Annotated in this window: 18 protein-coding genes and 2 tRNA genes; 6 read left to right on the top strand and 14 right to left on the bottom strand. The window is 66.3% G+C overall.

Features of this window, described 5'->3' with window-relative positions; translation table 11 throughout:
- The first annotated feature begins 115 nt into the window (after positions 1 to 115).
- The gene (locus BSF38_RS12195) at positions 116 to 1,840 is read left to right on the top strand and encodes an ATP-binding protein (RefSeq protein ID WP_076350810.1); all 1,725 of its coding nucleotides are present in this window, start codon (positions 116 to 118) and stop codon (positions 1,838 to 1,840) included.
- Positions 1,841 to 2,240: 400 nt separating this feature from the next.
- Positions 2,241 to 2,918, top strand: coding sequence for a tetratricopeptide repeat protein (locus BSF38_RS12190; protein WP_145952091.1), 678 nt, complete (start codon positions 2,241 to 2,243; stop codon positions 2,916 to 2,918).
- A 15-nt stretch (positions 2,919 to 2,933) separates the two neighbouring features.
- Here BSF38_RS12190 and BSF38_RS31340 read toward each other — a convergent pair whose 3' ends face one another.
- The 6 genes from BSF38_RS31340 to BSF38_RS12160 form a co-directional block, all read right to left on the bottom strand.
- Positions 2,934 to 4,964 (bottom strand): RNA polymerase sigma factor, encoded by a 2,031-nt coding sequence (locus BSF38_RS31340; protein ID WP_076345949.1) that lies wholly within the window; start codon positions 4,962 to 4,964, stop codon positions 2,934 to 2,936.
- A 422-nt stretch (positions 4,965 to 5,386) separates the two neighbouring features.
- Positions 5,387 to 7,588, bottom strand: a complete 2,202-nt coding sequence (locus tag BSF38_RS12180) for an RNA polymerase sigma factor (RefSeq protein WP_076345947.1) — start codon at positions 7,586 to 7,588, stop codon at positions 5,387 to 5,389.
- Between the two features lie 127 nt (positions 7,589 to 7,715).
- Positions 7,716 to 9,617, bottom strand: coding sequence for an ABC transporter permease family protein (locus tag BSF38_RS12175; RefSeq protein ID WP_076345945.1), 1,902 nt, complete (start codon positions 9,615 to 9,617; stop codon positions 7,716 to 7,718).
- A gap of 257 nt (positions 9,618 to 9,874) precedes the next feature.
- Positions 9,875 to 10,339 (bottom strand): acyl-CoA thioesterase, encoded by a 465-nt coding sequence (locus tag BSF38_RS12170; protein ID WP_076350808.1) that lies wholly within the window; start codon positions 10,337 to 10,339, stop codon positions 9,875 to 9,877.
- Positions 10,340 to 10,623: 284 nt separating this feature from the next.
- A tRNA-Met gene (locus tag BSF38_RS12165) sits at positions 10,624 to 10,696 on the bottom strand.
- Positions 10,697 to 11,195: 499 nt separating this feature from the next.
- A tRNA-Met gene (locus BSF38_RS12160) sits at positions 11,196 to 11,268 on the bottom strand.
- A 343-nt stretch (positions 11,269 to 11,611) separates the two neighbouring features.
- On the opposite strand from BSF38_RS12160, the gene BSF38_RS12155 reads away from it, so the two are divergent.
- Positions 11,612 to 12,496: a tyrosine recombinase XerC gene (locus tag BSF38_RS12155; protein ID WP_076345943.1), complete on the top strand. Its 885-nt coding sequence runs from the start codon at positions 11,612 to 11,614 to the stop codon at positions 12,494 to 12,496.
- Between the two features lie 552 nt (positions 12,497 to 13,048).
- Complete coding sequence (locus tag BSF38_RS12150) at positions 13,049 to 14,617, top strand: sigma-54-dependent transcriptional regulator (protein WP_076345941.1); 1,569 nt, start codon at positions 13,049 to 13,051, stop codon at positions 14,615 to 14,617.
- A 54-nt stretch (positions 14,618 to 14,671) separates the two neighbouring features.
- On the opposite strand, the gene BSF38_RS12145 is transcribed toward BSF38_RS12150, so the two are convergent.
- The 5 genes from BSF38_RS12145 to BSF38_RS12120 all read right to left on the bottom strand — a co-directional run bounded on the left by BSF38_RS12145 (position 14,672) and on the right by BSF38_RS12120 (position 21,523).
- The gene (locus tag BSF38_RS12145; RefSeq protein WP_076345939.1) at positions 14,672 to 16,195 is read right to left on the bottom strand and encodes a succinate CoA transferase; all 1,524 of its coding nucleotides are present in this window, start codon (positions 16,193 to 16,195) and stop codon (positions 14,672 to 14,674) included.
- A 138-nt stretch (positions 16,196 to 16,333) separates the two neighbouring features.
- On the bottom strand, positions 16,334 to 18,103 hold the full coding sequence (gene ilvB, locus BSF38_RS12140) for a biosynthetic-type acetolactate synthase large subunit (RefSeq protein WP_076345937.1): 1,770 nt from the start codon (positions 18,101 to 18,103) through the stop codon (positions 16,334 to 16,336).
- Between the two features lie 253 nt (positions 18,104 to 18,356).
- Positions 18,357 to 18,683: a hypothetical protein gene (locus BSF38_RS12135; protein WP_076345935.1), complete on the bottom strand. Its 327-nt coding sequence runs from the start codon at positions 18,681 to 18,683 to the stop codon at positions 18,357 to 18,359.
- Between the two features lie 1,379 nt (positions 18,684 to 20,062).
- Entirely contained in the window at positions 20,063 to 21,070 is a 1,008-nt protein-coding gene (locus BSF38_RS12125) for a GNAT family N-acetyltransferase (RefSeq protein WP_076345931.1), read from the bottom strand.
- Between the two features lie 144 nt (positions 21,071 to 21,214).
- On the bottom strand, positions 21,215 to 21,523 hold the full coding sequence (locus BSF38_RS12120; protein ID WP_076345929.1) for a Rieske (2Fe-2S) protein: 309 nt from the start codon (positions 21,521 to 21,523) through the stop codon (positions 21,215 to 21,217).
- Positions 21,524 to 21,744: 221 nt separating this feature from the next.
- On the opposite strand from BSF38_RS12120, the gene BSF38_RS12115 reads away from it, so the two are divergent.
- Positions 21,745 to 23,301 carry a phytoene desaturase family protein gene (locus BSF38_RS12115; RefSeq protein ID WP_076345927.1) on the top strand — a complete coding sequence of 519 codons (1,557 nt, stop codon included), beginning with the start codon at positions 21,745 to 21,747 and terminating at the stop codon, positions 23,299 to 23,301.
- Here the strand turns inward: BSF38_RS12115 and BSF38_RS12110 are convergent.
- Positions 23,256 to 24,089, bottom strand: coding sequence for an RING finger protein (locus BSF38_RS12110; protein ID WP_076345925.1), 834 nt, complete (start codon positions 24,087 to 24,089; stop codon positions 23,256 to 23,258). The genes BSF38_RS12115 and BSF38_RS12110 overlap by 46 nt on opposite strands.
- Positions 24,090 to 24,206: 117 nt before the next feature.
- Positions 24,207 to 24,965: a 4'-phosphopantetheinyl transferase family protein gene (locus BSF38_RS12105; RefSeq protein ID WP_076345923.1), complete on the bottom strand. Its 759-nt coding sequence runs from the start codon at positions 24,963 to 24,965 to the stop codon at positions 24,207 to 24,209.
- Positions 24,966 to 25,122: 157 nt separating this feature from the next.
- Here BSF38_RS12105 and BSF38_RS12100 point away from each other — a divergent pair, with 157 nt between their 5' ends.
- Positions 25,123 to 25,932, top strand: a complete 810-nt coding sequence (locus BSF38_RS12100; protein WP_076345921.1) for a class I SAM-dependent methyltransferase — start codon at positions 25,123 to 25,125, stop codon at positions 25,930 to 25,932.
- Between the two features lie 31 nt (positions 25,933 to 25,963).
- On the opposite strand, the gene BSF38_RS12095 is transcribed toward BSF38_RS12100, so the two are convergent.
- Positions 25,964 to 26,353 (bottom strand): hypothetical protein, encoded by a 390-nt coding sequence (locus BSF38_RS12095; RefSeq protein WP_145952089.1) that lies wholly within the window; start codon positions 26,351 to 26,353, stop codon positions 25,964 to 25,966.
- Between the last annotated feature and the right edge of the window lie 250 nt (positions 26,354 to 26,603).

Raw genomic sequence — 26,603 nt, 5'->3', positions numbered from 1 at the left:
GGCCGCCCACCCGCGCCGGCGGTTGACGACGGCCCCGGCATGGGGTAGGTTGGGTCGAGATGGAGATGGATGCTTTCCGGGATGTTCCACGTACGCGCCGAGGAGATTGAACCCCGTGGCCTCCTTGTTCGTGATTCAAGGGGCCGATCAGGGTAAGCGGTTCGAGTTCAAGACGAGCCCCGTACCCCTGGGCCGCGACAACTCGAACGCGATCCGGCTCCACGACACCGAAGTCTCGCGCCGGCATGCCGAGATCCGCCTCGAGGACGAACTGTACCGGATCGTCGACCTCGGTTCGGCGAACGGCACGTTCGTCAACGGCCACCTCGTCGACCAAGCCCCCCTCCACACCGGCGACCGGCTCCAGCTCGGCCAGACGGTGATGCTTTACAATGAGGGCGCCCTGGGCGCGAAGCGCGACCTCACGGCCCGCGTCGACCTCTTGAGCAAGAGCAGCCCCGAGGACCGTTCGGCGATCCTCCGCAGCATTCCCTCCGACGAGGGTTCGCGGGTCTTGCAGCAGCCCGACGGCGCGGCCGGCTGGCTCCGCGACCGGCTGACGAACCTGTCGGTCATGTACCGGGCGACCCAGGCCGTCAGCCACATCCTCGACATCGACTCGCTGCTTCCCCAGGTGCTCGAACTGGTCTTCGAGTCGATCGGCGCCGATCGGGGCGCGATCCTGCTCAAGGAAGGGGGCGACGACCTCGTTCCCAAGGCGGTCCGCTGGCGGCTCCCTGAAGACTCTGACGAGAGGATGACGATCTCGCGGACGATCATCGACTACGTGCTCGAACAAGGGCAGGGGGTCATCACGACCGACGCCCCGGGCGACAAGCGGTTCAGCCCCGCGCAGTCAATCGTCGACTATCGGATTCGAGAGGCCATCTGCGTTCCGGTCCAGGGCCGGCACACCACGCTCGGCGTTCTCTACGCCGACATCCAGTCCGACGGCGGCCTCGCCCTCGCCGCGTCGGGCAAGGGGGGGCGGCGGGGCAAGTTCTCCCAGGATCAGCTCACGCTGATGGTCGCCATCGGCCACCAGGCGGGGCTGGCGATCGAGAACACCACGTTCTACAACGACAAGATCCATGCCGAGCGGCTCGCGGCGGTCGGGCAGACGATCGCGACGCTCTCGCACCACATCAAGAACATCCTCCAGGGCATCCGGGGGGGCAGCTACCTCATCGACCTGGGGCTCAACGAGAAGGACGAAGCCATCGTCCGACGGGGCTGGACGATCGTCGAGAAGAACCAGACCAAGATCTACAACCTCGTCATGGACATGCTCTCGTTCTCCAAGGACCGCGAGCCCGCCCTTGAGGCCGCCGACCTGAACGAGACCGTGGCCGACGTGATCGAGTTGATGCAGTCCCGCGCCGACGAGCTGGGCGTCCGTCTCGAATGGACTCCCTGCGCGTCGATCCCGAAAATCCTGATCGATCCCGACGGCGTTCACCGCGCGGTCTTGAACATCGTCACCAACGCGATCGACGCCTCCGAAGGCGCCTCCGACGCCTGCGTCGTGGTGTCCACCGAGTGGACGGCCGACGCGCCCACCGTCCGGATTCGGGTCAAGGACAACGGCCCCGGCATCGACGAGGCCGACGTCCCCGGCATCTTCCAGATCTTCTGCTCCACCAAGGGCTCGCGCGGCACCGGCCTGGGACTCCCCGTCTCACAGAAGATCATCCGCGAACACGGCGGGTCGATCTCGGTCACCTCGCAGATGGGCCAGGGCGCCACGTTCCTCATCGACCTTCCCGCCACCCGCCGCTCCGATCAGAAAGAGTCGGACGAGCCGATGGACCTGGACGAGCCGATGGACTCGGACGATTGACCGTGAGGCCGGTCCCATGCCGATGTGGAGTGCGGCGGCTTGCCGCCGCATGAGTATCAGGCGCGGGAGCAAGTTCCCGCACTCCAAATCGGAGGCCGATCCGGTCCCGCGTCCCGGGATCACGGAAATCGCGCCGAACACGTGCGCCATCGAGTGAATCGGATCGAACGGTCGACCGGAAATTCACTCGCTGGCGCTTCGGGCTTGTACACGGAGCCGGCCGACGCGATGTCCAATTTTCATGAGGCCGGGTGTCCCGACGGCGCATGGTGGTTTGTATCGGCGAAATCCTTGCGGTTTTTTGATTTTCCTGCAACTTCGAAGGCCCTGGTGCGGATCGTCTTTATGTGAGAGACGGTAACGATACGCAACGACGTTACGGCACCAGGAGCTTTTGACGATGAATCCGAATACGTTGGTACAGGCGCGGTGGGATCGTCTCCGGGCTGCGTACAAGGCGGACCTGCCGGCCTTGACGGTCGCCCGGGCGCGGGAGTTCGTCGCCGAGAATCCCGAATGCGGCCCCGCCTGGAAGATGCTCGGCTCGGCCCTCGTCGAGTTGGCCCAGCACCGGGAAGGGGAAGAGGCGTTGCGCCGGGCGATCGCGCTTTGCCCTCCTGACAAGCTCTGGATTCCGCTCGCCGAGATGGGCCACATGTACAAGTCGCGCGGCGATTTCCGGGCGGCGGCGGCCTGGTATCGCAAGGCGATCGACGCCGTTCCCGACGAGGCGAGCGCCCACATCTACCTCGGCGGCGTGCTCGCGAAGGCGGGCCGCTTGCACGAGGCCGAGGCCGCTCACCGCGCTGCGACGCTCTGCAAGGAAGGCTGTCGCGACGAGGCGTTCCTTAACCTCGGCCTGGTCCTCCGCGCCCTGGAACGCCACGACGAGGCCGCCGATTGCTTCGAGGCCGCCCTGCGGCTCGACCCGAAATACCAGGCCGCCAAGAAGGCCCTCCGCGACGTCCGCCGCACGCTCCAACTGTTCCGAGGCGAGCGCCGGCGGCGGCTCCGCAAACAGCCGCTCGCCGCAACCTACCACGACGGCGTCCGCGCGCCGGATGCCGCCGTGGCCTGAAAAATCGGGCGGCGGTCACATCATCCCCTGGCCGCCGCCCATGCCTCCTCCCATACCGCCGGAACCGCCTCCCATGCCTCCCATGCCGCCGCCCATCATCGGGAACGCTTTGGGGTTCAGGCCCATCTGTTCGCTCTGGGCTTCCATCAATTCCTGCTGGACGCCTTCGAGCGAGCTGATGATGAGCACGCCGTCGCGAATGCAGTACGCCAGGCCGAGCTGTTTGAGCATGAGCCGGAGCGAGAACTTGAGCGGCACGTCTTCCAGGTCGATGACGACCGGGACTTCGAGCGTCTTCTCCTCCTCCTCAAGCGCGACCGGGTCGACGTAGATCGGGATCTTCTTGCCGTCGGCGGTCTTCACCGAGTCCTTGATCTGCTTGAGCATCTGTCCGAGCGTCGTCTTCTCGGTCGACCGCAGCGTGATCGGGTTTTCGAGCGCCTTGAGCACGGCCTGGTTCATCGGGCTCTTATCGAGCGTGGACAGCGCCGCGGAGACGCGGGCGATCTGGAGGCGGTATGACTCGGCCGACGGCTCGTCGGTCGCGCCGCCTCCTCCCCCAAACCCGCCTCCGCCGTCGTCGCCGACCCCTAACCCACCTCCGCCGGCGCCCACCATTGGCGCCGGGGCCATCGTCGCGGCTGCTTTCGCGACGGTCGACTCCGGCTTGTCCGAAGGCCTCTCCACGCCAGTCCCCACGGTGCCCGCCATCTCCGCCAGGGCCTTCTTCGCGGCCTCCTTTTCGATTGGGGCTTCCTCCTCCGAAAGCCCGTGATCCTTTCTCAATTGCTTGACGAAAATGGACTTGAGGTTCAGCGAAGCCTCGTCCTTATGCTCCTCACCATAAATCACGTCGATGAGTGTCGCGACGCGCACGCGATGTCTTAGGTGGGCGCTGATCCGGTCGGCGTCGGTCTTGGCGTTCGCAAGGTCATGATGGAAAAGTTCCGTCGAGCGCCCGTGCATTCCCTCGATACTCGAGAGGAATTGGAAAGTTGCGGAGAACTTGCTTGCCGGTTGGGAGGCTGTGGCCGTCGGGTCGCTCGGTTTGACTGTTGCCTTCGATTTCGCCGCTTCTGGCTGAGCGGGCGCCGCTTGCTTGGCTTCCGGCTGGCCGTCGGGGTTTTGACGGGCGACGACGCCCGCGCCGGCGGCGAGGACGCCGGCGGCGACGAGGGTCATGGGTAGGGCGACGGCCTTGACGTGGGTGACGACCATGGCGTGGAGCACTCCTTGGGTAAGGGCGCGGACGGATGTGGAAATCGCCGAGGTGGTCATCAGCGAGGTGCCCGCCGTCGCCAGGGCGAGGCCCGAGCGGACGGTTGCCGAAGCGAGAGGGACGGGGACCGACGCAGGGAGGTCGGGCGAAGCGAGCTGCGCCGTGAGGGCGACGGCCGGGACCGCCAGGCCGCGACGTTCCAGCCGCTTGCGGAGCAGGTCGCGGGCGCGGGAGAGCCGACCCTTGACCGTCCCCAGCGGGCAGTTGAGGAGGGTCGCCGCTTCCTCGTGGGTGCGGCCCTCGAAGTAGCAGGCGACGACCGGCTGTCGGTAGCGGCGGGGGAGCCGCTCGACTTCCTCGTGAAGCCAGCTTCGCCCCTCGTCGCGGCTGAGCGTCTCCCACGGCTCCTCGTCCAGCGGCCGACGACGATCGACCGCCAGCCGCTCCGCATCGCCCGTCGGCCCGGCTTTCGCCCGCCGTTGAGCGACCGTCGAGCGCGCCCGGACCGCCACGCGGCAGGCGACGCCATAGAGCCAGTTGCCCAGCAAATCCTTCTGACGAAGTCCCCCCGCCTTGCGGACGAGCACGAGGAACACCGCCTGGAACGCGTCGTCGACGTCGTTGGGATCGTGCAAGAACCGGCGGCAGACCCCCAGGACCATCGGCCCGTGCCGCTCGACGAGCGCCGCGAAGGCCGCCTCGTCGTGGCGCGCGGCGAACCGCTCCAGGAGCTGAACTTCGGAGAGCCCGGAGACCGAGCCTTCGTTGAACAGCCGTTCGATCGCCTGGTGGTAATCGCCCTGTCGCGAACCCGCTACCTGCGTCATGGCGACTCGACTCCTCCGTCCGCCTCGTTGATGACCGCCCTGTACTGCGGTCGTCGCCGGCCTGGGATACGCGATTTCTCGAATTTCCCAAAAAAGCGGCCGCGCCCGTGGCCGTCCCGTTCAGTTTACGGAGCGACCGAGCATCGAGGACAGTACCGAGATCCGCCTCGGCGAGCGTGGAGGAACGGAGCGAGGAATCCGGATGCCGGCGGCGACAGGCACGGGCTTAGGGGCTGCTCACGAACAACGTCCAGCTCGAAGTGTGGAGTCGAAACGTGGGGGCGAAGAAAATCAGGTATTCACCACGGAGGATACGGAGCGGAAGTGGAGAGGAATGCAGAAGGATTCGGGAAGGTCGATCCATTGAGTCGTTCCCCCTCCGTATTCTCCGACTCCTCCGTGGTGAATTTCGAGGACAGCCTTTAGCGCATTCCGCCGCCCATGCCGCCCATGACTCCCATGCCGTCGGTGTACCATCGTCGCCCGTTCGGTCCGTAAAGGACCTTATCGGGATGCAGGCTCATCAGCTCGCTCTCGGCTTCCTTCAATTCCTGCTGGACGCCTTCGAGGGAACTGATGATGAGCACGCCGTCGCGGACGCAGTACGCCAGGCCGAGCTGCTTGAGCGTGAGCCGGAGCGAGAACCGGAGCGGCACGTCTTCCAGGTCGATCGCGACCGGCGAGGAGAGGCTCGCGCCGGCTTCCTCGATTCCAATCGGATCGACGTAGACGGGGAGCTTCTTGCCGTCGGCGACGCGTGCGGAGTTTTTGATTTGCTTGAGCACGTCGCCAAGGGTCGATTTTTCGGTCGTTCGCAGGGTGATCGGCTGATCAAGGGCCTCAAGCATGGCCTTGTTCTTCGGGTTCTCGTCGAACTTGGCCAGCGTGGCGGACAGGCCGGCGACCTCCTGGCGGATTTCTTCGGGCGTCGGGCCGCCGATGCCGCCCCCCCCGAAGCCGCCGCCTTGGGCGACCTTCGGGGCCGGGGCCTGCTCAGCCTGCTGTGTGTTCGCCGGGGCGGCGGATTTCGGAGGCTCGGCCTTCGCCTTCTTCGTTGCGGTTGGAGGCCGTTCTGAGGCGACGAATTGCAAGGTTTGCGGGTTGTCGTCGACCTGCTGGCGGAAGGCGAGATACGCGCGATAGAGATCCCGCTGCGGAGATCCCGGCTCGCTGGTGGACTCCGCCAGGGCGGCCAGTCTCTCCCGGTGGAGGTCTCGCGCCATCGCCTGCTCGTCGGGAGCTCGCAGAGCCGCCAGGTCCCCGAGCAGCTTATTCAACGAGACAATGTAGCTCTGGCCAATCTCTTGGAAACCAGGGAATACCGGAGGAGCGCCGAAGCCTCGATTCGGGTCACGTTCGGCGACCTTCGTATCAAGCCCCTTGTTCAAGAACCCCAGGAACGCCGTTTTCAGATCGCGACCGGCCTTCGAGGCAGGCTCTTCCTTCTCGATGTTCCGGATCATAGCCTCTACGCGGGCGCGATAGAGGATTCGGGCCTTGTCCTTGGCCGCGTCGGTCCTGACCCCGCTCAGATCGGATTGGAGTCGTTCCTGTAATCCTCTGTAAGCGCGGCCCTGCGCTTCGAGCCGATGTGTAAAGTCGCGGTCGGCGACCGTGAGCGCCTCTGACTCCGGGGCCGTCTCGGTGGCCTTCTCCGTGGGCTTTTCGGCCCCAGGTGCCGTCTGGGCGACGGCCGCCTTCGGCACCGGCTTGCCGTCGGCATTCTGACGGGCGGCGACGCTCGCGCCGGCCGCCAGAACGCCGGCGGCGACGACGATCATAGGTAGGGCGACGGCCTTGATGTGGGTGACGACCATGGCGTGGAGCACTCCTTCGGTAAGCGTGCGGACGGAGAGGGAAATCGCCGAGGTGGTCATCACGGCCGAACCAGTCGCCAGGGCGAGGCCGGAGCGGACGGTTGCCGATGCGAGCGGAACGGGGACCGCCGCGCGGAGGTCGGGCGAAGCGAGCTGCGCCGCCAGGGCGACGGCCGGGACCGCCAGGCCGCGACGCTCCAGCCGCTTGCGGAGCAGGTCACGGGCGCGGGAGAGCCGGCCCTTGACCGTGCCCAGCGGGCAGCCGAGGAGCGTCGCCGCTTCCTCGTGGGTGCGGCCCTCGAAGTAGCAGGCGACGACCGGCTGTCGGTAGCGGCGGGGGAGCCGCTCGACTTCCTCGTGAAGCCAGCTTCGGCTCTCGTCCGCCTCACGACTCGTCGGGCGACGGAGGTCCACGGCGATCTGGTCGCCGTCGGTCTCCGAGATCGTCGTCGCCGGTCGCCGGACCGCCATGGAACGCGCCCGGACCGCCACGCGGCAGGCGACGCCGTAAAGCCAGTTGCCCAGCAGGTCCTTTCGGCGGATGTCGCCCGCCCTCCGGACCAGGACCAGGAACACGGCTTGGAAGGCGTCGTCGACGTCGTTGGGATCGCGCAAGAATCGGCGGCAGACCCCCAAAACCATCGGCCCGTGCCGCTCGACGAGCGCCTCGAAGGCCGCCTCGTCGCGCCGCGCGGCGAACCGCTCCAGAAGCTGAACCTCGGAGAGCCCGGAGACCGTGCCCTCGTGGAACAGCCGCTCGATCGCTTGATGGTAATCGCCCTGCCGAGAGCCCGATACCTGCGTCATGGCCGCTCGACTCCTCCGCCCGCCTCGAAAGGATGACCATCAGGTACTGCGGCCATTCCCCTCGTTGGATACGCGATTTCGCGAAATCCCGAAGGAAAAGCCCGCGACCAGGTCCGTCCCGTTCAGTCTACGTGGCGATCGCGGGTCGGGAACAGGGCCCCGTTTCGACCTGGCGGACGACGTCGCGGCTGCGAACCGGACGGTCGACGGCGGCGTCGAATCCACGGACCGCGGCGCGCGTCAGCAGGACGGCGGCGACGGCCTGGGCCGTCACGCCGATCAGCCAGGCCGCCAGCATCAGCCAGGTGGCCGTCGCGCTCCGGACGCCGGCCACGGCGAACTGCGACACGCCGCGCGCGTGCAGCAAGTCGCGGACGTCGTCGTACGAGAACAGCGCCGACCAGAGCTGGAACGGCGGCGAACCGGCCGCCGCCACGCCGCTCACGGGCCCAGGAAGAAGGAACGGGACCGCGCCCAGGCAGAACGACAGCACCAGCGGCCCGATCACCCGGCCCGAGGCCTGGGCGCGGTCTTTCGACCACAACGACATCGACACGCCGAGGGCCGTCACAAATCCCCCCGCCGCCCCTGACGCGACGACCACGGCGGCGAAGCCCAACGGATGCACCGCGCCGGTCAGGAGGCCGAGCGTCCAGATCGAGAGAATCACGTACCCCATCACGCGGGTCTTCCAGATCGATCCGAGCATCTTGGCCCGGAGGATCTCCCAGCCGGTCAGCGGCGTGGTGATCAGTCCCAGCCAGGTGTCGCGATCGCGTTCGTTCGTCACGCTCTCGGCCGCCGTGCCGGCAAGCATCAGCAAGTAGACAAAGCCGAGGAGCCCCGTCGACTGTCTCAAGACGATGTTGAAATCCAGCCGCGCCTGGCCGGGCGTGACGATCATGGGGAACCTCGACGCCTTGGCGACGAGCATCCGGGCCAAGGGGTTCAGTTCGGGGAAGGCCGCGTCCGCCGGTCCCGGGCCGTAGCCCCGCTGGAACAATTCGGTGAACGCCGGCGCGGCGAACAGCCACATGACGTAAGCGAGGGCTCCGATCAAGCCCACGTTCACCAGCCGGGCGAGCAGGTCCGAGGGGTCGCCGGACGCCCGGGCCGAGTGCATCTCATGCCAGAGCACCGGGTCGTCGCCGCACGCCGGCCAGGGCCGCCACCGGGCTCGCAGCGATCGGAAGAACGCTTCCCGCCCTTCCAAGTCGTGAATCGTCCGCGAGGCCGGACGCAGCCGGACGATCGCCCAGGCCACGAGCGCCACGGACGCGATCGCATGGATCGCGATCATCTTCAGGACCGAGGGGACCAGCGGCCCGCGCGGAGTTACCCCCGCGAGACTCATCACCACCCCCACGGGGCTGCCGTCGAGCATCCGGACGGCGACCGGAACGATCCACGGCGCGACCGCCGGCCACAGCCGGGGAACCGCCATCACTCCCAGGAGCGGGAGGTACATCCAGGCCATCGCCAGCGAGACCGTGTACGAGACGGCATGCCGGGACGTGCGGGCGCCGGCCGAAATCGCCACCGAGAGCGACGCCGTGACGATGGCCGTCGAGACGAGGCCCGCGAACGCGAGCGCCGCCAGACGCGGGTCGATTCCACCGAGGAACATGATCAAGACCACGATCGGCGCCAGGGCGAGGAGGCGGTTCCCGTACCGCAGCAGGGTCGCGCCCAACGCGCCCAGGACGACGTCCGCGGCCGACACCCGCGTCGCCAGCAACGAATCCAGGCTCTTCTTGTCGCGCTCCAGGGCGATCGATGGAGCGGCCGTCATGGGGATGACCGCCAGCACCAGCGTCAACTCGGCGAGGACGAGCGCGCCGAACATCGTGAACCCGAACGAAGCGGCCCCAGCGACCGATTCGCGGTCCCAGTCCCACCAATACCAGACCGCGAAACACCCCCCGATCACCTCCGCCGCCATGCTCGCGGCGGCGCGACGATCGGAAAACACCGTCCCGCGCCGGGTCGAGACGGTCAACTCACGCTTGAGGAACAGTCCGAAAGGCATGCCGGCGTCCCACGGGGAAGATGCCTGAGACAGTTGTCGTATACGGGTATTAAACCGCCGCGGACCCCGTTTCCGCAAGAGGGCCGATCGCAAGGGGACGCTTCGCCGAGGCGTCACGGGGGCGAGTCGGAGGAAATCTCGAAATTCCAGCCGAGGCGCGTCCCGGTTCGAGAAATGGGTGCGTAGATATGGACGAAGCAAGACAGTGTGCATGCTGGCTCGCGATGCAATCCGTATCGCCGTATGCGAGGCCCGGATTACTGGCGGATGTGCAGGAGCTTGCGTGTCCGCTCGCGCAATTGGGTCCAGGGGGGATCGAGCGGGTCGACTTCGGTTTCGGGTTCTTCCGTCAACGGTTCCGGGCGGCCGAGAGGATCGACATGGACGAATTGCATGACGCCGTCCATCCACGGCGAGGTGTTGCCGTCGAGGGGGGCTCCCCAGAGTCCGACCACGATCTGGGCGCTGCCGCGATGGATCTGGCGGCCGAGGATCCGGATGACGCGGCCGATGGGGACCGGCTCATAGCATCGAAGGTCGAGGACGCGTTTGAGGACCAGGTTGGCATTGAGGCCGGCGGCCTGATAGGCCGTGGCGTAGCCGGCCTCGAGGGCGAGCGACAGGAGCGCGCCGGCATAGAGAGTGCCGTGGTGGTTGGCGTCGCGAGGCAAGACGAGACGATGGGTCACGGTCTCGGCGACGAGCGAAGACGAATCAGCCATGCGCATCATGTCCCAGGATCCAGGAGACGCGTGCCGGAATAGGATCCGACGCCGTCCTTACTGACTTTAGCACGGCTTTCAGGGGGTCGCAACCAGCCTCAAGATACGGGCGGCCCGGCCTTCGAGAAACACCATGACCAGCAGGAGGGATGGAAGCCGATGAACGAGAAGACTCAAGGGCTTCAACATGTTGGTGACGCGAGTTTCGCGTCGAGGCGACCGAAGGTCGCAGTCGCAGAGGAAGTCAGGGAAGAGGCGGGAGGACTGAACGAGTGTGGAGAAAATTGCGCCGGTAGGAATCGAACCTACGACCTCCAGGTTATGAGCCTGGCGAGCTAGCCGCTGCTCCACGGCGCACTGCCATAGTATCGCAGTCTCCGCCGAAAGGAAGCCCGACTCGATAATTTTGTCGAAACTTCCCGTCGGCCTCGCCGCCGGCACCCCGAAATCCCCAGGGTTTCCGGCGAATCGGAGCACGGCGCGGGGCTCGGAAAAAAAGAAGGCTCAAAAGGGTTTCGAGGTGATGGGATGGAAGCTCCAGCCACAAGCGATTCTGTAGCCGGCCACCCTGAGGCCGGTCCCACGCCCAGCGTACCGGGGGCACAGGCCCCGGCTACAATCCGGAGTCGGTCCCACTCCCAGCGAGCGTTTCCCGTCCACCACCCCGAAACCCATGTTCAGCGAAGAAACTAGGGAGACGCAAAGTTCGCGCCGCGGCGACCGAGGGCCGCTAGGGAGATCAGAGAACACCGCAGGGGGGTGCAAAATGGAGAGACGCGAAGTTCGCGTCGTGGCGACCCAGGGTCGCAAGGGAGATGAAAGAAGAGGCGGGCGGACTGAACGGGTGTGGATAAAATTGCGCCGGTAGGAATCGAACCTACGACCTCCAGGTTATGAGCCTGGCGAGCTAGCCGCTGCTCCACGGCGCACTGCCATAGTATCGCAGCCTCCCTCCCAAGGGAAGCCCGACTCGACATTTTTGTCGATACTTACCGTGGCCCGCATCGCCGGTGGCCAGGAGTGCCGACGATTTCCAGGGTGCTTGGAGGACGGCGCGTAGGTGCGAAAAATAAGACGCTCTGATGAGCAAGACTAGCTTCCCAATTAAGAATGTTGTAAAACGCGACTATGCACAAATGGTTGCAAAACATGGATCGTCGATGCATTAAATAATCCACTTGCCTCTCCGGTCGAGCCAACCGAATGGATTAAGAAACGGCTTTGTGAAGGGCTCGCGGCGAGCCGGTCAGTCCTCGCTCAAGGAGGTGATGTTTGCGTGCCTCGGTTCAGTCGTTTTTGAATCATTTGCGAGTCGAGCGGCAGTCGTCCGCGCACACGTTGCGCTCGTACGAAGACGATCTGGCGGTCTTCGAGCGATTCCTGAAGGACACGTTCGGCGACGCCATGGATCCGGCGGCGCTTGACGCGCAGCGGTTGCGGCGTTATTCCGCCTGGCTGACCGGCCAGGGGTACGCGGCTTCGACCGTGGCGCGGCGGTTGGCGAGCCTTCGGTCGTATTTTCGATTCCTGAGGCGGAGCGGCGACGTTCAGGCCGATCCGGCGGCCGGGCTCCGCAATCCCAAGCAGCCCAAGCGGCTGCCCAAGCTGCTCCGGATCGAGGACGTGGTCCAGTTGCTCGACGCCATCCCGCTGGATACGTCCCTGGGAGTGCGCGACCGGGCGATGTTCGAGACGTTGTACGGCGGCGGTCTGCGGGTCGGCGAACTCGTCGGCCTCGACGTCGGCGACCTCGACGTCGAGCAAGAGCTGATGCGGGTTCGGGGCAAGGGGCGTCGCGAGCGACTCAGCCCGATCGGCGCGATGGCCGTCTACTGGATCCGGCGGTACCTGACGTCGCGGGTCGCGCGCGACGTCTCGGTGCGCGCCTTGTTCCTCAACCGCTATGGAGACCGACTCACCAGCCGCAGCGTGGGACGGCTGCTGGAGGAGCATCTCGCCCGGGCGGGGCTTCACGGCGACGCCAGCCCGCACACGCTCCGCCACAGCTTCGCCACGCACCTGCTCGACCGCGGCGCCGATCTCCGGAGCGTTCAGGAGCTGCTCGGGCACCGCAACCTCACCACGACCCAGATCTACACCCATGTCACGCGGGAGCGAATTTTGGATATCTATCATGAAGCCCATCCACGAGCGTAGCGCGCCGCGGCGAAACTTCCTGAATCGACGGCGTCGACGGATCGGCGCGGCGTCTGGTCCTCCCGGCGATCCGCCAGCGATCGCCGTGGGAATCGCATCCCGAATCCCCGCGCGGACGGCGCGGATCGATCCGATCCGCGAGCGGCGTCCTCGCAACGCGGTTCTCGACAGTAGGGTGAGGCGACTCGCCGTCAGGGCGAGGGGCGTCGCCTACAGTAAGTAAGATCGGCGCTCGCGGGACGAGCCGAGATGGTGCATTGGAAGGACGTCGATGAGGCATTTTTTTTGACGATGATGCATCCATGACATAGACGTTCATTCAGAGGGACGTGCGAGTCTTCAGGTCGCTGCGACGGTGAAGACGAACCACGCCGAGGAAGGGTTTCCACAGGGAAGCAACCTGGCAAGGCAACTGCGTCGGTTGCGCTTCGTCTGGTTAAGGGTGAGGTGAAGACGTGGCGGGAGCGCCCGCCGTCGATTCGATCCATCCTCAGGGACGCAGACAGCCTCGTGTGTGCCGACACGAGCGCGATTGACCAGAGAATGAATCATATGAGTAAGTTCCGAATCCTCATCGTCTGCCCCGACGCCGCGGGGCTCGCCCTGCTGACTTCGATGTTGAAGTCGCTGGGTCACGACATCGAAGAAGCCGCTAACGACCGGGTGGCGGTCCGACAGATGGAGCGCAGCCCGGTGAACCTCGTGCTAGCCAGCGTCGACCCCGGCGACGGCGACTGCCTGGAACTGTTAACCTACGTGCGACGCAAGCACTCCGAGGCGCCGGTCGTGCTGATGTTCCCCCGACTCCATCCCGATCGCGCCAAGGAGGCGTTGCGGCAGGGGGCGATGGCGGTTTTGAAGTACCCGGTGCCGGCGGCCGAGCTTCGCGCGGCGGTCCTCCAGGCGCTTGAACAGTGCGAGAGCAAGCCGACCTTGCAGTCGACCAACGGCGTCGCTCATTCGGCCCACGATCCGGCCGCCGGCCCTCGACCCATGACCCAGGCGACGACCACGGCCTCGTCGGCGCCGCCCTTGACGGTCGTCGGCCCGCCTTCCTCCGCGTCATCGTCGTCCCCCCCGCCGTCGCCGCAGGCCGGGGCGTCTTCGCACGGCGCCGGCTCGGCTCGTGACGGCCTGGTCGGAACCGATCCCAGCCTGAAGCAGATCGTGGTGCTGGCCGGCGCGTTGTCGACGGGGAACTCGACGGTCCTACTCGTGGGAGAGCCTGGGACCGGCAAGTCCGAGCTGGCTCACTACCTGCATCTGGGCTCCGGCCAGAACGACCGCCCGTTCGTGACCCTGCACGCCGCCGAATTGGCCGATCCTGCGTCGCTCGGCGAGCACGGTACGTCCGCGATGGCGCCGCGCAACCTGAGCCTCGAATGGACGACCAAGCTGGCGCAGGCGGCGGGCGGCACGCTCTACATCGAGGAGGTGGGGAGCCTTGCCCCGGAGCTTCAGCTCCAGCTCCTCCGCGAGCTTCAGCTCCACGACATGGAAGCCGCCGCCGGCCATTCCGGCGGCTTCAACCGGGCCCTCGCGCGGCTCGTGCTCTCAACCAGCGAGACGCTCGCGAGCCTTGTGGAACAAGGCAAGTTCCGCCAGGACCTCTACCACCGGATCAGCCCGATCTGCCTGATGGTCCCCCCGCTAAGGCATCGAGGGGCCGACGTCGAGCTGCTCGCCGAGCACTTCCGGGCCCGGTTCACCCAGCAGTTCGGCCGCCACGTCATCGGCTTCAGCCGCGACGCCCTCGACGTTCTCGTGCGGCACGACTGGCCGGGCAACGTCCGCGAGCTGCAAGGCGTGATCCAGCGGGCCGTCGCCCTCTGCAACGCCCCCCGGATCACCGCCGCGCACCTGACGCCCATCATCAACCCCCACCGCGGCAACCGAGGCCCGACAGCAAACGCCGCTCCGCGCCCGCACCTGGAGATGGGCATCCGCCCGCTGAAAGAAGCCCTGGAAGAACCCGAGAAGCGGATCATCATCCACGCCCTCCAGGCCCTCAACTGGAACCGTCAGGAGACGGCCCGCGTCCTCGACATCAACCGCACGACGTTATATAAGAAGATGAAGAAGTACGGGTTGCTGGTCGACGAGCCGATGTGGGTCAACTGAGCCTCGGCCCGGTTGACCCACAACGTATGAGCTTTCGGCGATGTTTCGAGGAGTCTAGGCGCCCGCCGCCTCAGGCTCCTCGAACTGTTTCAGGTCGAGGTCGGGGAGCATGACGCCCCCTTCGAGGAAGTTGTTGTGCAGCTCGAAGCAACGTCTCAGGTCGTGCCGCAGGTGGCCCAACGGGGCCGATTCGAGATAGCGGCGGAGGTAGTCGCGGTAGGCCGGGTGGGCGCACCGGTCGATGATCCGCCGGGCGCGGGCGTGCGGCGCGAGGCCCCGAAGGTCGGCCAGGCCGTGTTCGGTCGCCACGACCTGCACCGAGTGTTCGCTGTGGTCGACGTGCGAGCACATCGGCACGATCGTCGAGACCCGCCCCCCCTTGGCGACGGATGGGCACATGAAGATCGATAGATAGGCGTTGCGCTCGAAGTCGCCGCTCCCCCCCAGTCCGTTCATGATCTGCGTGCCGTAGAAATGCGTCGAGTTGACGTGGCCGTAGACGTCGACCTCGATCGCCGTGTTGATGGCGACGATCCCCAGCCGCCGCGCGACTTCGGGGCTGTTGGAGATCTCCTGGGGGCGGAGGACGATCCGGTCGGCGAAGTCGTCGAAGTGATCGTAGAGGAAGCGGAGCTTCTCGTTGGTGAGGGTCAGCGAGCAGGTGCTGGCGCCGAGGATCGAGCCGTCGGCGATCAGGTCGAGCATGGCGTCCTGGAGCACCTCGGTGTAGACCTTGAACTTCGGGAACCCGGGGCTGTCCGCCAGGCCGGCGAGCACCGCGTTGCAGACGTTGCCGACGCCGCTTTGCAGCGGCAGAAACTCGGGAGGAATCCGGCCCGACGCGATCTCGTCGATCAGGAACCGCGAGACGTGCTTCGCGATCCGCCGGCTGACGAGGTCGGGGGGGGCGAAGCCGCGGCCTCCGTCCGGCTCGTGGGTGTGGACGACGCCGACGACCTTGCGTGGGGCGACTTCGGCGTATTGCTTGCCGATCCGGTCGAGTGGGTCGTTGATCAGGATCGGCGCTCGGTTCGGGGGGGCCGGCAGGACCACGACGTCGGCCAGCTCGCGAATCCTCGGCGCGTGGTACGAGTTGAGCTCGATGATGACCCGGTCGGCCTTCTGGAGGAAGGTGGGCGAGTTGCCGATCGCGGTCGTCAGGTAGACCCGGCCCTCGCGGGTGATCTCGGTGGCCTCGACGATTGCGACGTCCATGGGCCCGAGAATACCGCCGGCGACCATCTGGGCCACGTGCGACAGGTGCATGTCGATGAAGTCGAGCCGGCCGGTGTTCGCCAGCTTGCGCATCGGGGCCGAAGTCAGGTAGGGGGCTCGCCAGCTCACCGCGTGGGCCTCGGCCAGGGCGTCGTCGCAGGCTTCGCCCGTCGATGCGCCGCTGAGCAGCCGGATCTGGAACTCCTCGCCCGCATCGTGGAGCGCCCGGGCCCGCTTCGCCAGGGCCGAGGGGACGGCCTTGGGCGACCCCGCCGGCGTGAACCCGCTGACCCCCACCATCGCCCCGTTCGGGATCAACTCGGCCGCTTCCTCGGCGGTGAGCTTCGGAAAGTCATGTCCCATCGAGACGGCCCAAACTTTCTCGGGTCGGAGAACGGCGAGGGAGGTTCAAGGGCCCGCTGTCGAGACCAAGACCGAATCCTCGAAGGCGGCGGGCGAAAGGCCCGCGCCGTCGAGAGGGGTCTGGGAGTCGTCGTCGATTCAGGTCTTGATGACATCGCGCACAGTGCCGCCCGAGGGGATCATCGGCAGGACGTGCTCCTGGTACGGGACCAGGACGTCAAGGACGTACGGGCCCTTGTGGTTGATCATCTCCAGGAGCGCTTCGCCGACCTCTTCCTTGCGGCGGATCTGGCGAGCCTTGACCCCGAACCCCTTGGCGATCTGGATGAAGTCGGGATAAAGTTCGTCGGGCTGCTCGCCGGCCCCCTGGCCGATGGCCTCGGGATGGTGGATCGGTCCCAGGTAGGTGTGGGCCCGGTTGCCCTGGTGGAATCGGTCCTCCCACTGGACGACCATCCCCAGGTGCTGGTTGTTGAGGACGATCACCTTGACGGGCAGGTCCTCGCAGAAGACCGTGGCCAGCTCCTGGATGTTCATCAAGAAGCTGCCGTCGCCGTCGATGTCGACGACGAGCGCGTCGGGGAACGCCGCCTGGGCGCCCATGGCCGCGGGCAGGCCGTAGCCCATCGAGCCCAGCCCCCCCGAGGTGATCCACGACCGCAGACGATTGAACTTCGTCCACTGGGCGGCCCACATCTGGTGCTGGCCGACCCCCGTCGACATGATGAACTCGCCCTTGGTCAGCTTGGAGAACTCGTCGAGGACGTATTGAGGCAGAATCACGTCGTCGCGCTGGTCATAGGTCATCGGGTCGCTGGCGCGCCACTCGTCGATCTGATGCCGCCACGCCCCGTAGTCGCCGCTGACGACCTGCGGGTTGATCGCCTTGAGGAACGACTTGACGTCGGAGTGCACCGGGATGTGGGCGAGCTTGTTCTTGTTGATCTCCGAGGCGTCGATGTCGACATGGACGATCTTGCCGTGTTTGGCGAACTCGCTGAGCTTGCCGGTCACGCGGTCGTCGAACCGGACGCCGAAGGCCAGCAGCAGGTCGGCCTGGCTGACGGCCAGGTTGGCGTAGACGGTGCCGTGCATGCCGAGCATGTCGAGCGACAGGTAATGGTCGCTCGGCATCGAGCCCAGGCCGTGGACGGTCATGGCCACGGGAATGCCCGCCTTGGAGGCGAACTCCCGAAGCTCGTCGCCGGCGTTCGACGCCAGGACGCCGCCGCCGCAATAGATGATCGGCCTCTGACTCTCCTTGATCGCCGCCAGCACTTCGCGGATCTTCGCGGGAGTCGGCTCCGGGGGCAGGACGTAGCCGGGCAGGTCCATCTCCACGTCGTAGTCGGGGTTCGCGACGATCGTGTTCTGGATGTCCTTGGGCATGTCGATCAGGACCGGCCCCGGCCTGCCGGTGGTCGCGAGGTAGAACGCCTCCTTCATGATCCGGGCGATGTCGCGGGCGTTCTGCACCAGGTAGGCGTGCTTGCAGATCGCCCGACAGACCTCGACCGTCGGCGTCTCCTGGAACGCGTCGGTGCCGATCACGTGCGTCGGGACCTGGCCGGTGATGGCGATCAGCGGGATCGAGTCCATCTTGGCGTCGGCCAGGCCGGTCACCAGATTCAACGCCCCCGGGCCGGACGTCGCCATCACGACGCCGGGCCGGCCGCTGGCCCGAGCGAAGCCCTCGGCCGCGAAGATGCCGCCTTGCTCATGGCGCGGCAGGATCGTCCGGATGCGGTCGCGGTAGCGGGTGAGCGCCTGGTGCATGGGCATGCTCGCCCCGCCCGGATAGGCGAATACGACGTCGACCCCGTGCCTCGCCAGCGATTCAACCAGGACGTCGGCCCCGGTGGTGGGCCTTGCAGCAGTCTGAACCTTGCAATTTTCGATGGCGGACACGGTAATCCTCGTCTTCCTCGCCGGTGAGCGACCAGTCTCCAGTTACGCGACGCCCACGGCGCGGCGGCCACGTCTGGAACCGTCCAATTCTAAAAAGCAACCGTCATGGCGACAACCCGTTACGTTCGCGGATCAACAACCCGGCGCCGGTCGCGCCGGTTGAGCGGGACTGGCGGGGAGGGGCGTCGCGACGTTCAGAGCCTTGACGTTCCGCCGAGGTTCGCGCCTCGGCTCGGGTGGTGGTCGACCTGCTTCAGTCGGGCGAAGAGGTGCCCGAGTGGGGGATCGGTTCCTTGACCGACCGCAGGAAATGGTTCCCCTTGTTGCGCGCCTTGAGGTCGGCGATCTTGGCCTCGGCCGCGGCTTTCTCGGCGTACTCGAAGGTCGCGACCGTCCGGCCTCCCAGGTCGCAGACCGCCCAGACGATCTTCATCCGGGGCGAGGCGGCCGGTTTGGGACGGAGCGCCGGGGCGTCGGACTTGGCCCGCGACGGCCGCGACGGCCCCAGCGGTATCCCCCGCGCCGCAACCGCATCCGCTTCCGCCCGCAGATTCCGACGATTCAGAGGACGCTTCGACATGCACCGATCTCCCCGGCTTCCCTGGTTCCATCCCACCTGTTCAGTGTACTCAAAATCGGCCCGTCCTTCCCGTCGATTTCGGTCGAACCCGCAAAATCGCACGAAGCCGAACCGCGCCCCGAGGCCACTTCGTCGGCCCCGTTCCACCTGAAAACGCGACCTGGGAAATTGGGTCCGTTCGTCTCAAAAGTCGGCCCGGTTCGATCCCCGCCAAACCCGCTCGGAAGACTCCAAGCCGCTTCTGCTCCGCCGGCTGGAATTGGGTTCGTTCGACGCCCGAACGCTGCCAATTTGTTGCTGTAACATCTGTGTGAAAGGCTATTTAGCGTCGGCGTGCGGTTTGGCTTCGATCGCGCGATTGGGTGCCTGTGGCAGAATGCCACAGAGGCAGGGGCCGCCGTCTTCTTCACTGTGGCGTCGCTTCGCTCCTCCACAGCCACCCATCGCTCGAATTGGGTTCGTTCGACGCCCGAAATGGGCCTGGTTGTCCGTCATAACCTCTTTGGAAACAGTCGTTTGGAGCGGGTGGAGACATTGGCTTCGCTCGCGCGGAAATTGGGTTGATTCGGAGTCGGCTCGGCTTCCTCGAAGCGCGTTGGCGAGGCGTCCTGCTCGGCCCCCGGCCGACGCGATCCGACGGCTGTTCGGCTTCGCGCAATTGGGTTCGTTTGCGCGGAAACGTCGCCACCGTTCGTCTCCAGCAACCGCATGACCGAACCACGACCGGGAGCGATCCGAGGCGGCTCCGAGACCCCTCCATGATAAGTTTACGACGAGTCGCCGTCGTTGATCATCGATCTCCAAATTTGCATTCCGGCGGCCATGTTGGCTTTCGTAAACGTCGAGCCGCCGGAACGAAGGTAAGAATCAACTTCGGCGGAAGCGACTTGAACGACTCCGGTGTTCGTGTAGAGTGATGTCCTGTTGCACGGATTCGTGCGTGGGTGGCCGCGGTCGTGGTGGCCCAGAACCATAGGCGAATCCGAGCCGATGCCGTCCAGCGGCATTCGCGCGAGACCCAAGGTGGGGGTAGGTGTCGGGGACTGCATTTGAGAGCGTGGTGCGCGCTCGAAACTTGCGGTTCCCGACACCTTGATTTATTCCCAGGATCACATCACACCGAATCGCCCGAATCGCCCGGATCGCCAACCATTGGCGGTCGGAAGTCCCGACGCTACAAGCTCGAAGCGCCAGCGAGTGAATCGATTCCAACGGCCGATCGGAAACTCACTCGCTGGCGCTTCGAGCTTGTATTCGGACCCAGCCGACCGCGATCCCCATTATCCTGAGGCCGGACGTCTCAACGGCGTCATGATGGTTTGTAGCGGCCGCCCCCAGAAGATGGCCCGCGAAAGCTGACGGAGCCACGCGATTCGGTATCAGTCGAGTCGGTGGGGTTCGTGGGGCCGGGATCGGTCGGGGAAGGGGGCGGGGAGGCGGAAAACGGTGGATTGCTCGACGGGCTCGAAGCCGAGGGATTGGTAGAGGGTCAGGGCGGGCTGGTTGTCGGCGAGGGTCTGGACCTCGGCACGTTCGAAGCTGTCCTCGCGGGCGTGGCGGAGGATCTCTGCGACGAGGAATCGGCCGTAGCCCTTGCCGCGATGGGCGGGAGCCACCTCGACTCCGTAGACGCCGATCCGCGTGTGGCCGTCGCCCCGGCCGAACCAGGTCATGTCCCAGGTGTGGGCGCGGGCGATCTCGACCCCCTCGGTCCGCGATTCGAGCCGGACATGGGTCAGGTGGAAGTCACTCAAGGCGATGTTCTCCCACCAGTTCGATGGGACCGGGTCCTCGACGAACTCGACGGCCGCCTGGCGGCGAAGGAGCGGGGCGCGGGGGTCGCGGCTCTCCTCCTGGTCGAGGTCGTAATGCAGGTGGACCGTCGTGCTGATCGGCTCGTAGCCCAGCGCGCTCAGGGCGCTTGAGAACTGGGTGTGGCTCGATGGCACGCCCGAAGCCTCGCTGCCGCCGTACAGACCCCAGTAGAACGGGTTGAGCGGGAACTGCCCCCCGCCGTAAAGCACCTGGGCGCCCCGGCTTCGGAGGTAGCGTTCGGCTTCGACGATCAGGCTCTCGGCGGTCGCCTGCGCGTCCGGGCCCGGCTCGGCGGCCACCATGGCGACGACCCCCATCTCGGGCGTCAGCGCGAACGGATGCTCGCCCACGGGCTGGTCGGGGCCGAAGCCGGCGTGGACGAAGCCGACGGGCCGGCCGTCGCGCTCGGCGACGATCAGGCCGTCGCGGTCGAAGAACACCGACCCGAACGCGTGGTCGTCCAGTTCGTGGACGAGCAACGGCCGGACGCACGAGTGCTCGGGGACCGCTTGGTTCCAGAGTTTCACGAGCGCGGGGGGATCAGAGTTGCGAAACGGGCGAAAGTGGATCACCGGCCGGAGTCGCGAGGTTCGAGAAGAATTCGGCGGCCCTCAGAAGAGTCGAGTCTGCCGACGGGCCCCAGGATAGTCCACCATACGCATCGAGGTCGGCAATTCACCAGTCCCAACAGGACGCCGACCGCGAATCGACGGGCGTCAGGGGACCAGGACGAGGACGTCGTCGCCCTCGATTTTGACCTCGAACACGTCCACCTTGATGCGGGGGCCGAGCGGGGTCGCGCCGGTCTGGACGTTGAATTCCCAGCCGTGCCAGGGGCAAGCGACGAAGCATCCTTCAAGTTGACCGTCGGCCAACGGCCCCCCCTGGTGCGGGCAGATGCCGTCGATCGCCGAGATCGCGCCTTCGACGTTGAACAAGGCGTACACCCGGCCATCGAACTCGACTTCCTTCGCGCCGCCGACGGGAAGGTCCCCCAACGTGGCAAGTTTCACGAATTTCGGCATGCAGACCTCTCCCGGCGGAATCGCGCGATCGAGCCGACCGCAACCGATCGGACATCCACTTCAATTTATCACAACTGCGTGTGGTCGGAAATCGGTTCCGCCGGTTCACGAAGGCGTAGATCCTGGCCGACCGGACTACAACGATCATCAGGTCGTCCGCTGCGGTCTGCGGCTTGAACAACTAAGCCGAGCCCGCGTCATCGGCCAGGGAGGTAAGTGTCGTGCTCGACGTCGTGGTGATCGGGGCCGGGATGGGAGGCTTGGCTGCCGCTTCGCTGGCTCAGAGGGCGGGATTGCGGACGGTCTTGTTGGAGTCGCACTCCAGGCTGGGAGGCAGCGCCGGGTACTTTCAGCGGGGGCCGTACACCTTCGACGCGGGAGCGACTGCGCTCATGGGGCTCGACGCGGGCGAGCCCCTGCGCGCGATGCTTGACCTACTGGGCGTCGAATTCGAGAGCGTCCCGACGGCCAGCTATCGAGTCCATCTGCCGGACCGCACGTTGGACATCGTCGCCGACGCAGCCGTGTTCGAACGGAATACAACCCGCGCCTTCGGCGAGGGGAACTCCTCGGCGGCTCGCCAGCGGGCTTTCTGGAGGTTGCAGGCGGCGGTCGGCGGTGCTTTGTTTCGGGCGTCGTCGCAAGTGCCGAGACTGCCGGTGCGGGCATTGGGCGATCTGGCCCACGATGCGTGCATTCTCGGGTTTCGAGGCGTCCTCGCTGCGTCGACGTCGATCCTGACGGTCCTCGACGTGCTTCGGCTGCTCGGGCTGTCTAACGACGTTCCATTCCGGACGCTGATCGCGATGCTCTTGCAAGACACTGCACAGGCCGGTCCCGAGACGGTGCCGTTCGCCAACGCGGCGGCGTGCCTCCAGGCGTACCGCCTGGGGATGCGGCGGCCCGTCGGCGGCATGCGGAGCCTTGTCGAAGGGATCGGCCAGCGGTTCGCCGCCTTTGGCGGCGACCTTCGAGTCTCAACCATTGTCGATCGGGTCGACGCCTTGGAGCATGGCTTCGAGGTCACTACTCGGCGTCGCGAGCGGCTGCGGGCTCGGCAGGTGATCTTCAACGTTCCGCTCGACCTCGCTTCCAGGCTTCTCAGACGGTCGCTACAAGGCCGGCTCGGTGGGCGTGAGAGGCGGTCGCGGGCGGCTTGGAGCGCGTTCACGGGGTACGTCGCGATCAAACGCGCCGCAATCTCCGACGCGGGGCCCCTGTTTCATCAGGTCCTGCAAGCCTATGGCCGTCCAATTCAAGACGGCAACAACGTCCTGATTTCACTTTCTAGCCCCAGTGACACGGGGTACGGTCCAAGCGAGGTTCGGGTCGCGACGATGTCCACGCACACGCGCCCCAGCGACTGGCAGGGACTCGACCGAGTGGCCTACGAGGCAAAGAAGGCCGAATATGAAGGCCGGCTTCTGGCCGCACTGTCGATGGCGCTTCCTGACGCTCCGGCGAGCCTTCAGCACGCGGAATTCGCCTCGCCTCGGAGTTTTCAGAGGTACACGCGAAGGACGGCCGGCGCAGTGGGCGGTCCTCCGGTGTCGCGTGCTAACAGCAATTTCATGGCTGTCGGCTCCGACGTCTTCGGGCCCGGCCTCTGGGTCGTCGGGGATTCGGTTTTTCCAGGGCAGGGAACGATGGCCGTCGTCCTCTCGGCCGTCCGAGTAGTCGAGCGGATCACCGGGCGGTCGTGGGGGTCGCTGCGAGCCTCGCCCATGCCTGGTCAAGAGGCGTGTTTCGGCCTTCCCGACTTGCTGCCGCATCCGTAGATGGAGCAGGCGCCGGCGAATTCCCAGCATTCGCGATGGTGGGGGGTGTTGCAGGTCGAGCAGACGATGACGGGGCCGTTATCGATCGTCTCGCCGCAGACCTTGCACGAGGGGGGGCCGGCGTCGGGGTCGGGCTCGCCGGCGACGATCGTGACGCCCTCGGTTATCCGTCGGCGGACGCCCTGCAGCAGGCCGTCCTGGATGAGCAGGGTCTCCGACACTGCCATGAAAAGGGCGTCGCGGTTGTTGCTCAGGTTGCGGTCGATCTGGACCAGGAGCCGCTCGGGGCTGATCGAGACGAGCAGGCCGCCGGGATGGACGAGACGCTGAAGGGCGTCGATCGACCAGCGGACGGCGGGGTTGAGGAAGTCGCGGGCCATTTCCTCGTCGTTCGCCTGAACGACGAAACCGGCGTCGAATTCGAGGTCGCCGACCCGGACCCGCCGGGTCCCCTTGGGGGGCTGCGTCGGCGACGGGCGCGCCACGGGGGCGAGTTCGAGCCGGAACGGGATGCCGCGATGGAACCGGACGACGACCCGGGTGCGCGGGATCGACGCCTGGCCGGGGACCGTCGGCGCCAGCCCGACTCGGACCGAGTTCTCGCCGTGCGGGAAGCTCACTGTGGGAGGGTCGGAAAGCCCTCGACTCTCGTAACGGCCGCCGAACCGGGCGGCAAGCTGGCGGAACGCCCGGTAGCGGGCGCCCGTGGACCAGGCGCCCACCACGGCCAGGAACCGGATGACCCCGTAGACGATCAGCACAATCACGACGAGGACGAACAGTTCCATGCGCGGTCGTCGCTCCCGCCGTCGTTAAACTCCGGCCGAATTCGATCCCAGCCCCGCATGCATTCTATAATGAGCCGGCCCGCCGAGGCAATGCGCCGAGGTCGACGACCGCCGAGGTCAGCCCCGTTCGAGAGCCAGCGCCGCCACGTAGCCGGGCCGGGGCGAAGCCTCCCAGAGGGACCAGCCGAGCACGACGGACGACGGTGCGCAGGGGACGAATTCGCGGCCGAGATCCTCGACGCCGAACATGGTCTCGAAGCCGGTGGCCAGGCCGGCAAGGCCGACCCCCTTGGCCTTCAGAATCGCCTCCTTGCGGGTCCACCCCCGGATGAAGGCGTCGGGCCGGACGGCCTCGTCGAGTTGGTGGAACTGCTCGGTCTCGGTCTCGGTGAAGTACGACCGGACGATCCGGGCGGCCTCGGAGATCGGCCGCGTCTTCTCGACGTCCACGCCCAGCTCGCGGCTCCGGCTGACGGCGATGAGAGCCAACTCTCCCGAGTGGCTGACGTTGAAGTGCAACGGCGGGGGGCTCCCCGGTTCTCCCGCCGGGAGGATCGGCTTGCCCCCCGGGCCGGCCCGGAACTCGACCGCGTGGGGCGAGCGGTCGAGGAGGCGGCCGATGATCGACCGCAACGCCCCCCGGCACAGCACGAACCGGCGGCCGTCGCGCGGTCGGACGAGTCGCTCGGCCCGGGCGCGTTCCTCGGCCGTCAGCCAGGCCCACTCCGGCGCTTCGGCGAAGGCGTCGCCCGCTTCGCAGGCGTCGAGCGCGACGCGATAGACCCGGGTTTCGCCCTCTTCGGGCTCGATCGGCTCGACGCCGTGCTGATAGGTGCAAAATTTGGGGGGCGGCGGGGAGGTTTCAGCGTCGACCACGATCGGCGTCCTCGGTTTTCGGGTCCAAAGGGGCGAGACGCGCCGGCCTAAGCCCGGGCGAAGACTACCCCCTTGTATCAGAACGCGAGGATGCTATTAGTGAAAGAGGTTTGGCCCGGCCTTTTTTCGAGGTCGACCCTGGTTGGGAGGATCACGGATGAATCGGAAAAGGACGATCACCGGGCCGCTGGCCGCCGCGGTCGCGTGCCTGGCCCTGGCGCTTATCGGCCCCTCGGCGGTCAGTCAAACCGCGCCTTCCCAGACGAAACAGGCCGAAACCCCGAAGGGGAAGGTCGATCCGCGGATCAACGCTCAGTTCGAGAAGCCCGACGTCAAAGCGTGGATCGAGCGGTTCGAGTCGGAAAACCGCGAGGTGTTCGCCCGCCGCGCGGAGATCGTCTCGGCCCTGAATCTCAAGCCGGGGATGACCGTCGCCGACTTGGGGGCGGGGACGGGGCTGTTCACGCGACTGATGGCCGACAAGGTCGGGGCGGAAGGGCGGGTCTATGCGGTCGACGTCTCGCCCGGGTTCCTCAAGCACATCGCCGAGCAGTCGCGAAAACTCGGGCAGAAGCAGGTGACGACGGTCCAGGGAACCCAACTCGCGACCAATCTGGCGCCGGGAACGGTCGACCTGGTTTTCATCTGCGACGTCTACCACCACCTGGAAGACCCGGAGCCGGTTCTCGCCTCGATCCGCCAGGCGCTTCGGCCGGGAGGGGCGCTCGTCCTGATCGAGTTCGACCGCGTGAAGGGCAAGAGCACCGAATTCGTGCTCAAGCACGTCCGGGCCGACAAGAAGCAGTTTTTCCGCGAGATCGAGCAGGCCGGCTTCACGCTCGATTCGAGCCAGCCGAAGGTCAAGCTCGCCGAGAACTTCTTCGCCAGGTTCCGCAAGGACGACCGTCCGCCGACGACGCCCGCGCCCGGGAAGTCTCGCCGGCCGGATCGCGGTCCCAGGTCGTGAGCGATCGAGGACGGCGGACCTCAGCCCGGAATCAAGACTCGTCGGCGCGTTCCGACTCGGCCTCAGCCGGCGCGGCTTTGCTCGGGGCGTCGGACCGACGGACGCGATGCCAGACTTCCACGAAGGCCTGGGCTTCGGCGTCGCGCCAGCCCAGGCCCGTCTCCTCAAGCTCGTTGGCTCGACGGCCCCACTGCTCGCGATTCTCCAGCGACCAGCCGGCCACGACGCTGCGATACGCAAGCGGATGGAAGACGGGGACCGGCTGTCGACCACGACTCGCGCGCTTCGCTGGATTGGACGATTTGACGGGGCGTCGGAAGCCCTCGTCTCGACCGCCGGCCTGGGCCTGGAGCAGGTCGCCGGAATCGACTTCATCTTCGACCGCGATCGCGAGCCGGCCTTGCACGCTGCGACGACGCACGCCCGAAGAGACTCGCTTGGGTGCCCGGAGTTCGCCCATTGGGAAAATCCCCCTGGTGGATGCCAAGGCTTCAACGTACTTGACGCCGCGGACCCCTCCCTGGTCGTCTCTTATTCTAGGCGCTTCTTCCCTGGGTTCAAGTGTTCACTAGATATTTGCGGACTCTACTTCTAACTTACCCCAAGTTTCCTATCTCATCTAAATTTGCAACATCCTACCGATGTCTAAAAACGACGAAACCACCTGGAAT

Origin of the sequence: Paludisphaera borealis (assembly GCF_001956985.1) — a bacterium.
GTDB classification, from domain to species: domain Bacteria; phylum Planctomycetota; class Planctomycetia; order Isosphaerales; family Isosphaeraceae; genus Paludisphaera; species Paludisphaera borealis.
The sequence above is the reverse complement of the archived record's forward strand: the minus strand, read 5'-3'. Positions and strand labels throughout refer to the sequence as shown.

What these genes read in the sequence shown, in the direction of transcription:
- BSF38_RS12120 (WP_076345929.1), bottom strand. Translation starts at nt 21,523, where the DNA reads ATGCCGAAATTCGTGAAACTTGCCACGTTGGGGGACCTTCCCGTCGGC.
- BSF38_RS12170 (WP_076350808.1), bottom strand. Translation starts at nt 10,339, where the DNA reads ATGGCTGATTCGTCTTCGCTCGTCGCCGAGACCGTGACCCATCGTCTC.
- BSF38_RS12190 (WP_145952091.1), top strand. Translation starts at nt 2,241, where the DNA reads ATGAATCCGAATACGTTGGTACAGGCGCGGTGGGATCGTCTCCGGGCT.
- BSF38_RS12150 (WP_076345941.1), top strand. Translation starts at nt 13,049, where the DNA reads ATGAGTAAGTTCCGAATCCTCATCGTCTGCCCCGACGCCGCGGGGCTC.
- BSF38_RS31340 (WP_076345949.1), bottom strand. Translation starts at nt 4,964, where the DNA reads ATGACGCAGGTAGCGGGTTCGCGACAGGGCGATTACCACCAGGCGATC.
- BSF38_RS12180 (WP_076345947.1), bottom strand. Translation starts at nt 7,588, where the DNA reads ATGACGCAGGTATCGGGCTCTCGGCAGGGCGATTACCATCAAGCGATC.
- BSF38_RS12175 (WP_076345945.1), bottom strand. Translation starts at nt 9,617, where the DNA reads ATGCCTTTCGGACTGTTCCTCAAGCGTGAGTTGACCGTCTCGACCCGG.
- BSF38_RS12100 (WP_076345921.1), top strand. Translation starts at nt 25,123, where the DNA reads ATGAATCGGAAAAGGACGATCACCGGGCCGCTGGCCGCCGCGGTCGCG.
- BSF38_RS12110 (WP_076345925.1), bottom strand. Translation starts at nt 24,089, where the DNA reads ATGGAACTGTTCGTCCTCGTCGTGATTGTGCTGATCGTCTACGGGGTC.
- BSF38_RS12145 (WP_076345939.1), bottom strand. Translation starts at nt 16,195, where the DNA reads ATGGGACATGACTTTCCGAAGCTCACCGCCGAGGAAGCGGCCGAGTTG.
- BSF38_RS12135 (WP_076345935.1), bottom strand. Translation starts at nt 18,683, where the DNA reads ATGTCGAAGCGTCCTCTGAATCGTCGGAATCTGCGGGCGGAAGCGGAT.